Source organism: Paenarthrobacter sp. C1 (genome assembly GCF_049315185.1).
Lineage (GTDB): Bacteria > Actinomycetota > Actinomycetes > Actinomycetales > Micrococcaceae > Arthrobacter > Arthrobacter nicotinovorans.
The window spans coordinates 1,937,161-1,950,710 of the sequence record NZ_CP186052.1; the positions used below are offsets into that span (position 1 = coordinate 1,937,161).

Genomic DNA, 13,550 nt, shown 5'->3' on the forward strand with positions numbered 1-13,550 from the left:
TGTCGTACACCCCCGGAGTCATCGCGGCTTACTGGGAAGGAACGGCATGGATTTTCTGCGATGGCTCTTCGAAGCACAGATCCCCGTTGGAGGATCTGCTCTAGTCTTACGCGAAGTGCTTGGAAACATCTTTGGGTTACTCAGCGCCCTCGGCGGAATGCGCCGGAAAGTCTGGGCTTGGCCGGTAGGAATCATCGGCAACATCCTTTTGCTCACCGTGTTCCTCGGCAACGTATTCGGTGCTGCTGCGCCCGCAACCCTCTGGGGACAGGCCGGCCGGCAGGTGATGTTCATCGCCGTTGCACTTTATGGCTGGTACCGGTGGCGTCAAGGCCGGCAGTCGAGCACCCAGGGCCGGGCCGTGGTCCCCGGCTGGGCCGGTAACAAGGTGCGCCTGGTTCTGATCGGCGCGATGGTAGCCGGTACTGCGGCCTTGACGCCCCTGTTTGACGCCCTCGGCTCCTACCCGCCTGTGTGGGCAGACGCCTGGACCTTCATGGGCTCCCTTCTGGCCACTTACGGCATGGCCCGGGGATGGACTGAATTCTGGTTGATCTGGGTTGCCGTGGACATCGTGGGCGTGCCTCTGCTGTTCAGTGCCGGCTATTACGCCAGTGCTGTGATGTACCTGTTCTACGGGTTCTTTACCCTGACCGGATTCTTCGTGTGGTGGCGGGCCGAAAAGCGCGAGCGTGGCGCTGTTCAACCACTTCCGGCGCCCGCAGGAGCCGTGCGATGAGCGCGCAGGCCGTTGAGTTTTCGGCTACTGAAAAGGCCGCCATGGACGCAGCTCTCACCGCCGCCCTGGCTGGCCCGCGAGGAGCGAATCCGCTGGTTGGTGCAGTGATCCTCGGCGCGGAAGGCGAGCAACTTGCCACCGGCTACCATCGCGGTGCCGGAACGGCCCATGCGGAGGCCGACGCCATCTCCGAAGCCCGGCGCCAGGGAATCGACACCAAGGGCACCACCATGGTGGTCACCCTGGAGCCTTGCAACCATGTAGGCCGGACAGGTCCCTGTGCCCAGGCGATCATTGCAGCCGGCATCGCAAAGGTGATCTACGCAGTCGACGATCCGCACGACCCCGCCGCCGGCGGTGCCAAGACGCTGCGCGCGGCAGGAATCGATGTCACGTCCGGGCTCGGCTACGACCAATCCCTGGACTTGAACCGGGAATGGTTCGACGCCGTTGCCGCCAAACGCCCGTTCGTCACCTTGCATATTGCACAGACCCTGGACAGCCGGATCGCTGCTGTTGACGGCACCAGCCAGTGGATCTCCAGCGCAGAGTCGCTGGCAGACAACCACGCGTTGCGGCGCCTGATCGACGCGATCCTCGTGGGGACCGGAACCGTGCTCATCGACAACCCCCGGCTGACGGCGCGCACTCCTGACGGTGAACTTTCCCAACGCCAGCCCGTCCGGGCAGTCATGGGCCTGCGGGATGTCCCGGAGGGGGCAGCGGTACGGGGAACCGACGGCCGCTTCCGGCATCTGCCAACCCGGGATCCAGCAGAGGCCCTGGGCATGCTCTTCGAAGAGGGTGTCCGGCATGTAATGGTCGAAGGGGGTTCGAGCATTCTGAGTACCTTCCTTGCGGCGGAGTTGGTGGACGAGTTGATTGTCTACCTGGCGCCGACCCTGCTGGGGTCCGGTACTCCGGCGCTGAACGACTTGGGCATCGGCACGCTCGCCGAAGCCCAGCACTGGGCGTGGGACGAGGCATCAGGGGGTCCGGTACGGACCCTCGGCAACGACCTGCGGCTCCATCTCCGTCCGGCCGGACGTGCTGCCAACACCACTAAGAATTCGATTCCGCAGAAGAATATGGTTTCACGCAGTGACGCCGCGGAATATGTCACAGGAGGACACTGATGTTTACCGGAATCGTTGCAGAACAAGGCACTGTCCTGGGTATCGAGCATGACGGCGATGCCAGCGCAACGCTGCGCTTGAAGGCCCCCACCACTACCGGGGACCTGCCGTTGGGCGGCTCCATTGCCGTCAACGGTGTCTGCCTCACGGCCACCCGCATTGATGGACAGGACTTCAGCGTCGATGTCATGGGCGAGACCCTGACGCGCACCACCATCGGGGAATTGGCTGCGGGAGACACCGTGAACCTGGAACGCTGTGTTCCTGCCGGCGGACGGCTGGATGGCCACGTCGTGCAAGGCCATGTTGACGGCGTGGGGGAGCTGCTCGAGCGCGAAGCGCTGGGTAACTGGGACCGCTTGCGGTTCGGCGTCCCCGCCCCGCTGGCACGCTACATCGCCGAAAAAGGTTCCATCGCCGTCGACGGGGTATCGCTCACGGTGACCGCCGTCAGCGCGGCTTCCGAAAAGGACGCGTGGTTCGAAGTCGGCCTCATCCCCACCACGCTTGAGGAGACGGGCCTCGGAGCGAAACCGGTTGGCGGGCACGTCAACCTGGAAGTGGATGTCCTGGCAAAATACACCGAACGGCTTCTGTCGTTCGCTCCGCGGCAGGAGGGCACCCGATGAGCGCCTCCACGACCCCGCAACCGGCGACGTCGCAGCGTCCGGGCCTGGACTCCGTGGAATCCGCCATCGCAGCCATGGCGGCCGGGCGGGCCGTCATTGTGGTGGACAACGAGGACAGGGAAAACGAAGGCGACATCATTTTTGCCGCTGAACATGCCACCCCGGCCCTGATGGGTTGGACCATCCGATATTCCTCCGGCGTCATCTGTGTTCCGTTGGAAGGCCAGCGGGCCGACGCGCTGATTCTGCCCCCGATGGTCGAAATCAACGAAGATGCTAAGGGTACTGCCTATACTGTTTCCTGTGACGCTGCGGTAGGAGTCAGCACGGGTATTTCTGCCACGGACCGGGCCCTGACGGCCCGGATCCTGGCGGACCCGAGCAGCACTCCGGCGTCACTCACCCGCCCCGGGCATATTTTTCCGCTTCGGGCCGTTAAGGGGGGAGTGCGAGAACGTCCGGGACACACGGAAGCTGCCGTGGACTTGTGTCGCCTGGCCGGGCTCGCCCCGGTGGGTGTGATCGCAGAGTTGGTACATGACGACGGTGAAATGATGCGCTTGGACAGCCTGCGCGGGTTCGCCGCTGAACATGGATGCCCCCTCATCTCCATCGAGGACCTGGTGTCGTATGTTGAGGCGACGGAGTCCCGGGCGGCGCAGGTTTCACGGGTAGACGAGGAGAAGCGATGACCGCATCGACAACACGCAGCAGTGAGCACACGGAGCCCGGTCCGCACCCCGTAAGCGGGGGACCGATCGTCCAGTTGCCGACGGCCTTTGGTGAATTTGTGGCGCAGGCGTGGACGGATCATGTCACGGGGGTTGAACATCTCGCGGTCAGCTCGCCCAATCCGCCCAAGGGCGGCCAGGCACCCTTGGTCAGGCTGCACTCTGAATGCCTGACCGGAGATGTGTTCGGTTCCTACCGCTGCGATTGCGGTGAACAGCTTGCCTTCGCCCTGGAGCTCATTCACAGGGAAGGCGGCACGCTGCTCTACCTGCGTGGACAGGAAGGGCGCGGCATCGGACTCGCCAACAAGATCAAGGCCTACGCCCTGCAGGAAGCCGGTTTTGACACTGTCGAGGCCAACGAGCAACTGGGCCTGCCGGTCGATGCCCGTTCCTACAGCGCAGCGGGTCAGATCCTTGCCGAAATGGGTCTCAACGAAGTCCGGCTGTTGAGCAACAACCCGGACAAACAGCACCGCCTGGACAAAGCCGGGGTGACTGTCGTGGAGATGGTGCCTACGGAGGTGCCGTCCCGGGAGCAGAACCTTCGGTACCTGCAAACCAAGAAGGACCGTATGGACCACCGGCTGACGCTCGACGTCGAGCCGGTCAGCAACGGCAAGAAGACAGCTTCACCCCAAACCTCAAACAGCAACCAAGACTGAACGGATCCCCAGCACACCATGAGCGGACACGGCGCGCCCACAATCGACCTCACCACCCTCAACCCTGAAGAAACCTCGAAGCTCAAGCTCGCCATCGTGGCCGCGAGCTGGCACACCCAGATCATGGACGGCCTGGTGGACGGTGCCCTGCGTGCCGCGAAGGAAGCAGGCATCGCCGAACCCACCCTGGTGCGGGTTCCAGGCAGTTTTGAATTGCCGGTTGCAGCCGCCAGGCTGGCACCGCACTTTGACGCCGTCGTGGCCCTGGGCGTTGTTATCCGTGGCGGAACCCCGCACTTTGACTACGTTTGCCAGGCCGCGACGTCGGGACTCACCGATGTCAGCGTCCGCACCGGCGTGCCGGTCGGCTTCGGCGTACTCACCTGCGATACGGAACAACAGGGCCTTGACCGGGCCGGCCTCCCGGGTTCCCAGGAGGACAAGGGCCACGAGGCGGTCACCGCTGCCCTGGCCACCGCTGTGACGCTCAAGCAATACAGCTGATTCCAGCGCGAACGGAGGGGATGTGAGTGTGTGTTCACTCACATCCCCTTCGTCATGCAACGCCCCAACAAGCGGCGCCGGGCCCGGAGCAAGTAGTCTGGAGGGCGTGAAGAATTTCGAGACGCTGTTCGCAGAACTGAGTGAGAAAGCAGCGACCCGTCCGGCAGGCTCGCGCACGGTAGCCGAGCTGGACTCCGGAATCCACGGCATCGGCAAGAAGGTGGTCGAAGAGGCCGCCGAAGTCTGGATGGCCGCGGAGTACGAATCGGACGAGGCCGCTGCTGAGGAAATCTCTCAGCTGCTGTACCACCTGCAGGTCCTCATGCTCGCCAAGGGCCTCAGCCTGGAAGACGTTTACAAGCATCTCTAGCCACGCCCCTCCGCACGCATTTCAAGCGGAGTCAGCCGCGTGGCCGATGTGCCTGAAACCTCCATTCCAAAAAGAAAGTCTCTCCCAATGCTCCGTGTAGCAGTCCCCAACAAGGGATCCCTGTCCGAAGCCGCCTCGGCAATGCTTTCCGAGGCCGGCTACCGCCAGCGCCGCGACTCCCGCGAACTGGTGATGGTTGATCCTGACAACGACATTGAGTTCTTCTTCCTCCGTCCCCGTGACATCGCCGTCTATGTAGGCCAGGGAACCCTGGACGTCGGCATCACCGGCAGGGACCTCCTGCTTGACGCGAAGGTGGAAGCCGAAGAGTTGCTGCCCTTGGGCTTCGCGCCTTCGACTTTCCGTTTCGCCGGCCCTGTTGGTGACTTCACCGGCGTCGAGCAGCTTGAAGGCAAGCGGCTGGCCACAAGCTATGACGGCCTCCTGCGTGACTACCTCGCTGAACGCGGCGTCAACGCCACAGTGGTCCGTCTCGATGGGGCCGTGGAATCATCCGTCCGCTTGGGCGTGGCCGACGCCATTGCCGATGTCGTGGAAACCGGCAATACCCTCAAGGCCGCCGGCATGGAGATCTTCGGCGACCCCATCCTGAAGTCCGAAGCCGTCCTGATCCGTCGTACGGGCTCCGCTGGCGCAGCCAACGGGACCGCGAAGGAAATCGACATCCTCATCCGCCGCCTTCAAGGCGTTCTGGTTGCGCGCCAGTACGTGCTCATGGACTACGACATCCGCAAGGACCTTGTGGAAGACGCCGCGGCGCTGACTCCCGGACTTGAATCGCCCACGGTCTCGCCGCTTCGCGATTCCGAGTGGGTAGCCGTGCGGTCCATGGTTCCCAAGAAGGAAACCAACCGCATCATGGATGAGCTTTACGACCTCGGCGCGCGCGCCATCCTGGTCAGCAGCATCCACGCCTGCCGGATCTGACCCACACTGACCGACTAGAGCCCAGCAGAACTGAGGAGCAGCACATGGCTGTAGCCGTACGCGTCATTCCATGCCTGGACGTGGACGCCGGCCGCGTCGTCAAGGGTGTCAACTTTGAAGGCCTTCGCGACGCCGGAGACCCTGTGGAACTCGCCCACCGGTACGACAATGGCGGGGCAGACGAACTGACGTTCCTGGACGTCACGGCGTCGTCAGGGAACCGCGAAACAACGTTCGACGTCGTCCGTCGCACCGCAGAGGAAGTGTTCATTCCCCTCACCGTGGGTGGTGGCGTCCGCGGGGTGGCCGAGGTGGACAAGCTCCTGCGCTTTGGTGCGGACAAGGCGTCCATCAACACAGCCGCCGTTGCCAGGCCCGATGTCATCGATGAAATTACCCGCCACTTCGGCTCCCAGGTCCTGGTGCTCTCCGTCGACGCGCGCCGGACCCGGGAAGGCGACGCCCCGACGTCGTCCGGGTTTGAAGTCACCACGCACGGCGGCCGGACCGGTACCGGAATCGATGCCATTGCCTGGGCGAAGGAAGCCGCGGACAGGGGAGTGGGGGAGATCCTGCTCAACTCCATTGACGCCGACGGCACCAAGGACGGCTTCGACCTTGAGCTGATCCGTTTGGTTCGGGCAGCCGTGAATATCCCGATTATCGCCTCGGGCGGTGCCGGTGCCCCGGAGCACTTTCCGCCCGCTGTACAGGCTGGGGCTGACGCTGTGCTGGCCGCCTCGGTGTTCCACTTCGGTCCGGATGACATGATCGCTCAGGTCAAGGCCGCGATCCGCGAGGCCGGCTTCGAAGTCCGCTAGGCAACGCAAACGCGGGGTCGCTGCTGGCCATCATCCCTTGCGGGATGGGCCATCAGCGACCCCGCGTAGCTTGGTTAAAGGCCGATGTCCGCTGACTGCAAGAGCGCGACGGCGTCCGGCTGGCCTTCGAAGGTGACCAGGGCCTGGTTGGTGCGGCCGTGGGCGTGCATGAGAAGCTCGCCCGGCTCGCCAACGATGGCGACGGATACGGGTGCGCGCTTGGCCACATGCCGCGGCCCCGTGGGCCTGACAAGGACGATGCCGAGGTCCACGCCGCGGTACAGGAACGCTGCACGCTTGATGAGGTCATTCCAGAGTGCATCCGAATAGGCCTCGTCCAGTGCCCTCGGCGCCCACCTGTCGCCGGCGCGGCGGATGTCCTCGGTGTGCACGAAGTACTCGATGAGGTTGGAGGTCTCGTCCAGCGCCTTGATCTTCAAAGGAGAGAAAGCGGGAGGCCCGGAGCGGAACGTCTTGACGAGGTCCGCGTAGGCGTCCGTGGTCTTCAGCTGGGAGGCCAGCTTGGAGGTGGCTTTTTCCGATGCCTTGCCCAGACTGGGAATCAACAGTCCAAGACCGACAGCGATTTTCCGCTCCCGCAGGTACAAATGCGCGGCAAGGTCACGGGTCCGCCAGCCTTCGCAGAGCGTGGGGGAGTCAGGCCCGGCCGCCAGCAGGGTTTCGGCCAGTACTTCTCGGGAGGGATCGACGAAATGCATCACTTGTGAAACTAGCACGATCGGAGCGCTCTTGCGCAGTGGAACCGCCGCAGAACCGCCAGTCCCGTCAAAGGCACTAGACTTGATCTGATGTCAGAGCAGTCCGCCCCCAGCCCCTCTCCCGCCGTGGAGCTTTTTAGCGACCCCGCGGGTCCGTTGCCGCAGGAGATCGCGGACGCTCTCAAGCGCGATTCCGCCGGCCTGGTTGCTGCTATTGTGCAGCAGCACGACACCAACGAGGTCCTCATGCTCGGATGGATGGATGACGAGGCACTGCACCGCACCATGACCACCGGGCGCGTCACGTTCTACTCCCGCTCCCGCCAGGAATACTGGCGTAAGGGCGACACTTCCGGACACGTACAGTTCGTGAAGTCCGTCGCCCTTGATTGCGACGGCGATGCCCTCCTGATCCGCGTGGACCAGATCGGCGCAGCCTGCCACACCGGAACCCGGACCTGCTTCGACGGTCGCGACTTTACAGTCGTTACGGGCTACCGCGACTAAGGCACCCAGCACTTACCACTGACGCACCACCTCATACCAAAAGGCGGAGAACAATAGCCATGCAGGACCTTGGAATCATCAGCCCGGGCCTGGAAGAGTTCCGGGAACTCGCCGTCCACAGCCGTGTCATCCCCGTGCGGCTCAAAGTCCTGGCCGATGCAGAAACCCCCATTGGCCTTTACCGGAAGCTCGCCAAGGGACAGCCCGGCACCTTCCTCCTGGAATCAGCAGCAGTAGGCGGGGCCTGGTCGCGTTATTCGTTCATCGGTTCAAAGTCCCGCGCAACCCTGACCACCCAGGACGGCCAGGCACACTGGATCGGTGAGCCGCCCGTCGGCGTGCCAGTTTCCGGGAACCCGGTGGAGGCCGTCCGCAACACGATTGCCGCACTGCAGACCGATCGTTTCGAGGGCCTTCCGCCCTTCACCTCCGGCCTGGTCGGCTTCCTTGGCTGGGAATCCGTGCGCCACTGGGAACGCCTGACCTCTCCGCCCGAGGACGACCTGCAGTTGCCGGAGATGGCGCTGAACCTGGTCACCGACATGGCGGTTCATGACAACTTCGACGGCACTGTCCTGCTCATTGCCAATGCCATCAACTTCGACGGCAGCAGCGAACGCGTCGATGATGCCTGGCACGATGCCGTGGCTCGAGTGCAAGCGCTCCTGGACCAGATCAGCACGCCCGTTCCCCAGCCTGTTTCCGTTTTGGACACGGCGGCCCTGGACTTTGCCTCAAGCGTGCAGGAACGCTGGGAGGAAGCGAAGTACCTGGAAGCCATCGACCGTGGCAAGGAAGCGATTGTTGACGGCGAAGTGTTCCAGGTGGTGATTTCGCGCCGCTTCGAGATGGAATGCGCCGCAGATCCCCTGGATGTCTACCGCGTGCTGCGCAACACCAACCCCAGCCCCTACATGTACCTCTTCAGCCTCGAAGATGCAGACGGCCGCGAGTACTCGATTGTCGGGTCCTCGCCGGAAGCGTTGGTGACGGTGACCGGTGAGGAAGTCATCACGCACCCCATCGCCGGTTCACGTCCCCGAGGGAAGACTGTAGAGGCCGACAAAGCCCTGGCCACAGAGTTGCTCGCGGACCAGAAGGAACGCGCGGAACACCTGATGCTGGTGGACTTGTCCCGTAACGACCTTTCCAAAGTGTGCGTGGCCGGGACAGTCGATGTCACCCAGTTCATGGAAGTGGAGCGCTTCAGCCACATCATGCACCTCGTTTCAACTGTGGTGGGGCAGCTTGCTCCCCACGCCAAGGCATACGACGTCCTCAGGGCAACCTTCCCGGCAGGTACTTTGTCCGGCGCCCCGAAGCCCCGTGCGCTGCGGCTCCTCGATGAACTCGAACCGCACCGCCGCGGCATCTACGGTGGCGTGGTGGGCTACCTGGACTTCGCCGGTGACATGGACATGGCCATTGCCATCCGTTCGGCACTGCTCCGTGAGGGCCGCGCCTATGTGCAGGCCGGCGGTGGAATCGTGGCCGATTCGCACAAGCCTTCGGAAGCGCTTGAAACGGTAAACAAGGCAGCTGCGCCGCTTCGCGCCGTGCACACCGCAGGCTCATTGCAGAACATTGCGGTGGACGCCGGCCGGGCCGAAGTTCCCGACGACGGGACGCCTGCCTCGTGAGCGCCGCCGCATCCGCACTTCCCGCCAGGACTTCACCGCGCTGGGCCCGTAAATCCACACTGGTGCTCGCCGCGGTCGTGCTGGCCCTCGCTGTCTTCGGAACCACCACCCAGACCTGGATTGAAGTGCAGCTTGACCCCTCCGGTGTATCCAGCAGCAACCTCCAGGTTCCCGGAAACAAGGCTGCTACCGCAGTCACGGCTCTGGCCCTGGTGGCCCTGGCCGGTGGCCTGGCGGCATCCATTGCAGGCAAGGTGGCGCGCTGGATCATTGCGGTCATCATTGCTTTGTCCGCGGTAGGGATCATCCTGGCGGCCACTACCGTGCTGACCGATCCGCTCGGCGCAGCGCAGGGTGCCATTGCAGCCGCGACGGGCCTTGCGGGTGGACAGGCGAGTGTCGCTGCGACGGCCTTCCCCGTAGTAGCCATAGTGGCCGGGGCGCTGCTGGCAGTGGTTGCGGTGGGCTTGCCGGTGGCCGGGCGTTACTGGAAGACCCGCACCAAGTACGACACCAATGCCGTCAGGAATGACGGCGAACCGGTGGATGAGATCGACAGCTGGGACAGCCTGTCGCGCGGCGAGGACCCTACGTAGGCAGCCGGGAGCGGGTTTCGCGCAGCTTCATTGCGACTTTGCCGCCACCGTTGCCCCGGACGTCGGTCCATGTCCCCGGCTGACGTCAATAAATGGCAGAATGTAAGCAGTATTCATCCTGAGGAGATTTCACATGAGCAAAACCACAGTGTCCGCAAACCAAACTGAATCCACCATGGCCAGCCACGCTGACGCCATCGGTCACGGAAACAGCCCGGCTGCCTGGACCTGCGTGATTGTCATGCTGGTTGGTGCCTTGATTTCCTCCATCGCTTTCGTCATCGCCAGCACCCCGATCTTCGTCGGCGGCCTGGTTGTCATGGTTATCGGCCTGATTGTTGGCCTGGTTATGCGCAAGGCGGGCTACGGAGTGGGCGGCAGCAAGCTGCAGAACAACGGCCACTAATCGTGACCGTTCTTGATGACATCATCGTTGGCGTCAAGGAGGACATGGAGGCCCGCCGGGCTCAAGTGTCCCTCGAGGAGCTAAAGGACCGCGTCGCCGGTGCTGCACCTGCACGGGATGCCTGGGCGGCCCTGGGCGGACCCGCATCCGACCGCAACGACCTCAAAGTCATCGCAGAGATCAAGCGCCGCAGTCCGTCGAAGGGCGACCTCGCTTCCATCGCAGACCCCGCATCGCTCGCAGTGCAGTACGCGGACGGCGGCGCCTCCGTCATCAGCGTCCTGACCGAACAGCGCCGCTTCGGCGGCTCGCTGGCCGACCTCGATGCCGTGCGTGCCGCCGTCGAAACGCCGTTGCTCCGCAAGGACTTCACAGTTGACGAGTACCAGATCTGGGAAGCCCGTGCCCACGGTGCCGACCTCATCCTGCTCATCGTCGCAGCGCTGACCGACGCCGAACTCGTCCGGTTCAGTGCCTTGAGCCATGAACTGGGCATGAGCGTGCTCGTGGAGACCCATACCGAAGAAGAGATCGAGCGGGCGGTTGCGGCCGGCGCCAGGATCATCGGCATCAACGTGCGCAATTTGAAGACGCTCGACGTCGACCGCTCGGTTTTCGGTTCGCTGGCCGGTTTGATTCCGGCCGGGGCAGTCGTGGTCGCGGAGTCTGGCGTCAGGGGTGCCGACGACGTCGCGCATTACGCAGCCAATGGCGCCAATGCCATCCTGGTGGGCGAAGCGCTGGTCAGCGATTCAACCCCGCGTGAACGAATTACCGAATTCAAGGCAGCAGGAGCTGCCGCCATCGCCGTCAGGAACTGAGGCAGTTACTGAATTACGGCGAGCAGTCATGAGGCAGCCCGGGCACCAGCCCGTGGCTGCCTTGTGGCACGTGGAACTACCCAAAGAACTAACTGGAACAGGACGGTGAGACTGATGGTCGACGCGCCAACAGCCGGCTCAGAAGAGAATGCGGCAGACGCATTCCTGCAAGGTGGCCCTTCGCTGCGCAACGCATCGGGACCCTACTTCGGCAGCTACGGCGGACGCTGGATGCCGGAGTCTCTCATTGCCGCCTTGGATGAAGTCCAGGACACCTTCGAAAAAGCCAAGGCCGATCCCGATTTCATCGCCGAGCTAAAGGACCTCAACAAGAACTACTCGGGCAGGCCTTCGCTGTTGACCGAGGCCAAGCGCTTCTCGGCGCATGCCGGTGGCGCCCGCATCTTCCTCAAGCGTGAGGACCTCAACCACACCGGTTCCCACAAGATCAACAACGTCCTGGGCCAGGCGCTCCTGGCGAAGCGGATGGGCAAGACCCGCGTCATTGCCGAAACCGGAGCCGGACAGCACGGCGTCGCAAGTGCCACGGCTGCGGCGCTCCTGGGACTTGAGTGCGTGGTCTACATGGGTGCCGAAGACTGCCGCCGCCAGGCACTCAACGTCGCCCGCATGCAGCTTCTTGGTGCCACAGTCGTGCCCGTGACCAACGGTTCGCAGACACTCAAGGACGCCATCAACGACGCCCTCCGCGATTGGGTATCCAACGTCGAGGACACGCACTACCTCCTGGGTACTGCCGCCGGAGCGCACCCGTTCCCGGCCATGGTCCGCTACTTCCACGAGGTCATCGGCGAAGAGGCGCGCAGCCAGATCCTGGAGCAGACGGGCAAGCTTCCTGATGCCATCTGTGCGTGCATCGGTGGCGGTTCCAACGCCATCGGCTTGTTCCACGCATTCCTCGATGATGCTTCCGTGAAGATCTACGGCTTTGAAGCCGGTGGCGAGGGTGTGGAAACCGGCCGTCACGCTGCGGCCATCTCCCTTGGCCGCCCGGGTGTGCTGCACGGCGCCCGTTCCTACCTCATGCAGGACGAAGACGGCCAGACCATCGAGTCGCACTCCATCTCTGCCGGTCTTGACTACCCCAGCGTTGGCCCCGAGCACTCATACCTCGCCGACATCGGCCGGGTCACCTACGAGGCCGTCACGGACACCGAAGCCATGGACGCCTTCAGCCTGCTCTGCCGGACTGAGGGCATCATCCCCGCCATCGAGTCCTCGCATGCCCTGGCCGGTGCCATCAAGATCGGCCACCGCCTCACGGAAGGCAAGGAAGACCCCTCGGAAGTCACTATCATCGTGAACTTGTCCGGGCGAGGCGACAAGGACGTGGAAACCGCCGCCGCATGGTTCAACATGTTGGATGACGAGGGGCACGTCAAGGGGACCACCCTGTCCACCCGTAAGCCCAAGGGCCCTTCAGAGCGAGCCTCTGAAGCATCCGCGGATGACAACGAGGACCAGAACTGATGAACGAATCAACAGCCAGCAAGTCCGCTGCGGCCATTGACAAGGCCAGGGCCGAAGGCCGCGCCGCTTTGGTGGGTTACCTGCCCGCCGGCTACCCCACGGTCAAGGAAAGCATCGAGGCCGGCATCGCGCTTGCCCGGAACGGCGCCGATCTCATTGAGATCGGAATCCCGTACTCCGATCCCGTGATGGACGGTCCTGTCATCCAGGCGGCCACTACCGAAGCGATTTCGAACGGTTTCCGCGTAGCCGACGTCTTCGAAGTCGTTGCAGGGATTACCGCAGTTACGGATGCCGCCGTCCTGGTGATGACGTACTGGAACCCGGTCATGCGCATGGGCGTGGACGAGTTTTCGCGCCGTCTGGCAGAAGCCGGGGGAGCAGGTCTCATTACTCCCGACCTGGTTCCCGATGAGGCTGCAGAATGGTTCGAGGCCTCGGACAGGTACGGCTTGGACAGGGTGTTCCTCGTGGCCCCGTCGTCCACTCCTGAACGTCTGGACATGACGGTCAAGGCCAGCCGCGGTTTTGTCTACGCTGTTTCGATCATGGGTGTCACCGGAGCCCGCACCTCCGTCAGCAGCGCTGCCGAAGAGGTGGTGGCCCGTGCCCACGCAGCCGGTGCGGATCGGGTATGCGTAGGCCTGGGTGTCTCCAGTCCCGACCATGTCCGTGAAATTGCTGCCTATGCCGACGGTGTCATTGTAGGCACCGCCCTGGTGGCAGCCCTCCGCGATGGCGGGGTGGACGCCGTCGGGCAACTCACCAAGAACCTCAGCGCCGGCTTGGGCCGCGCAGCTGCAGAAGCCTAGAAAAGGAAACAGCGA

General features: G+C 63.7%; 17 protein-coding genes. 16 read left to right on the top strand and 1 reads right to left on the bottom strand.

The window, feature by feature from the left end; translation table 11 throughout:
- Window positions 1–46: 46 nt before the first annotated feature.
- The 9 genes from pnuC to hisF all read left to right on the top strand — a co-directional run bounded on the left by pnuC (window position 47) and on the right by hisF (window position 6,543).
- A complete protein-coding gene (gene pnuC / locus ACNAOU_RS09150) occupies window positions 47–739 on the top strand; it encodes a nicotinamide riboside transporter PnuC (RefSeq protein ID WP_018778644.1) in 693 nt (230 codons plus the stop codon).
- The gene (ribD, locus tag ACNAOU_RS09155; protein WP_079581331.1) at window positions 736–1,875 is read left to right on the top strand and encodes a bifunctional diaminohydroxyphosphoribosylaminopyrimidine deaminase/5-amino-6-(5-phosphoribosylamino)uracil reductase RibD; all 1,140 of its coding nucleotides are present in this window, start codon (window positions 736–738) and stop codon (window positions 1,873–1,875) included. Before pnuC ends, ribD begins: the two co-directional genes overlap by 4 nt.
- A complete protein-coding gene (locus ACNAOU_RS09160; RefSeq protein ID WP_039240817.1) occupies window positions 1,875–2,504 on the top strand; it encodes a riboflavin synthase in 630 nt (209 codons plus the stop codon). The genes ribD and ACNAOU_RS09160 overlap by 1 nt, the downstream gene beginning before the upstream one ends.
- Complete coding sequence (gene ribB / locus ACNAOU_RS09165; protein WP_422758456.1) at window positions 2,501–3,196, top strand: 3,4-dihydroxy-2-butanone-4-phosphate synthase; 696 nt, start codon at window positions 2,501–2,503, stop codon at window positions 3,194–3,196. The genes ACNAOU_RS09160 and ribB overlap by 4 nt, the downstream gene beginning before the upstream one ends.
- Window positions 3,193–3,900, top strand: a complete 708-nt coding sequence (ribA, locus tag ACNAOU_RS09170) for a GTP cyclohydrolase II (RefSeq protein ID WP_039240819.1) — start codon at window positions 3,193–3,195, stop codon at window positions 3,898–3,900. Before ribB ends, ribA begins: the two co-directional genes overlap by 4 nt.
- 18 nt (window positions 3,901–3,918) lie before the next feature.
- On the top strand, window positions 3,919–4,404 hold the full coding sequence (gene ribH / locus ACNAOU_RS09175; protein WP_422758457.1) for a 6,7-dimethyl-8-ribityllumazine synthase: 486 nt from the start codon (window positions 3,919–3,921) through the stop codon (window positions 4,402–4,404).
- Between the two features lie 106 nt (window positions 4,405–4,510).
- Entirely contained in the window at window positions 4,511–4,774 is a 264-nt protein-coding gene (locus ACNAOU_RS09180) for a phosphoribosyl-ATP diphosphatase (RefSeq protein ID WP_018778638.1), read from the top strand.
- Window positions 4,775–4,861: 87 nt separating this feature from the next.
- A complete protein-coding gene (gene hisG / locus ACNAOU_RS09185; RefSeq protein WP_018778637.1) occupies window positions 4,862–5,722 on the top strand; it encodes an ATP phosphoribosyltransferase in 861 nt (286 codons plus the stop codon).
- Window positions 5,723–5,766: 44 nt separating this feature from the next.
- The gene (gene hisF / locus ACNAOU_RS09190) at window positions 5,767–6,543 is read left to right on the top strand and encodes an imidazole glycerol phosphate synthase subunit HisF (RefSeq protein ID WP_018778636.1); all 777 of its coding nucleotides are present in this window, start codon (window positions 5,767–5,769) and stop codon (window positions 6,541–6,543) included.
- A gap of 74 nt (window positions 6,544–6,617) precedes the next feature.
- On the opposite strand, the gene ACNAOU_RS09195 is transcribed toward hisF, so the two are convergent.
- Window positions 6,618–7,262, bottom strand: a complete 645-nt coding sequence (locus ACNAOU_RS09195; protein WP_018778635.1) for a TIGR03085 family metal-binding protein — start codon at window positions 7,260–7,262, stop codon at window positions 6,618–6,620.
- 90 nt (window positions 7,263–7,352) lie between these two features.
- Between ACNAOU_RS09195 and hisI the strand changes: the two genes are divergently transcribed.
- The 7 genes from hisI (at window position 7,353) to trpA (ending at window position 13,535) form a co-directional block, all read left to right on the top strand.
- A complete protein-coding gene (hisI, locus tag ACNAOU_RS09200; protein ID WP_422758458.1) occupies window positions 7,353–7,769 on the top strand; it encodes a phosphoribosyl-AMP cyclohydrolase in 417 nt (138 codons plus the stop codon).
- A 59-nt stretch (window positions 7,770–7,828) separates the two neighbouring features.
- The gene (locus ACNAOU_RS09205) at window positions 7,829–9,409 is read left to right on the top strand and encodes an anthranilate synthase component I (protein WP_422758459.1); all 1,581 of its coding nucleotides are present in this window, start codon (window positions 7,829–7,831) and stop codon (window positions 9,407–9,409) included.
- Window positions 9,406–10,005 carry a Trp biosynthesis-associated membrane protein gene (locus ACNAOU_RS09210; RefSeq protein WP_018778632.1) on the top strand — a complete coding sequence of 200 codons (600 nt, stop codon included), beginning with the start codon at window positions 9,406–9,408 and terminating at the stop codon, window positions 10,003–10,005. Before ACNAOU_RS09205 ends, ACNAOU_RS09210 begins: the two co-directional genes overlap by 4 nt.
- Before the next feature lie 133 nt (window positions 10,006–10,138).
- Window positions 10,139–10,411, top strand: coding sequence for an HGxxPAAW family protein (locus ACNAOU_RS09215; protein ID WP_018778631.1), 273 nt, complete (start codon window positions 10,139–10,141; stop codon window positions 10,409–10,411).
- Window positions 10,412–10,413: 2 nt separating this feature from the next.
- A complete protein-coding gene (gene trpC / locus ACNAOU_RS09220; RefSeq protein WP_193590433.1) occupies window positions 10,414–11,232 on the top strand; it encodes an indole-3-glycerol phosphate synthase TrpC in 819 nt (272 codons plus the stop codon).
- A gap of 114 nt (window positions 11,233–11,346) precedes the next feature.
- Window positions 11,347–12,723 (top strand): tryptophan synthase subunit beta, encoded by a 1,377-nt coding sequence (gene trpB, locus ACNAOU_RS09225; RefSeq protein WP_039240824.1) that lies wholly within the window; start codon window positions 11,347–11,349, stop codon window positions 12,721–12,723.
- Window positions 12,723–13,535 carry a tryptophan synthase subunit alpha gene (trpA, locus tag ACNAOU_RS09230; RefSeq protein ID WP_018778628.1) on the top strand — a complete coding sequence of 271 codons (813 nt, stop codon included), beginning with the start codon at window positions 12,723–12,725 and terminating at the stop codon, window positions 13,533–13,535. The genes trpB and trpA overlap by 1 nt, the downstream gene beginning before the upstream one ends.
- The last annotated feature ends 15 nt before the right edge of the window (window positions 13,536–13,550 follow it).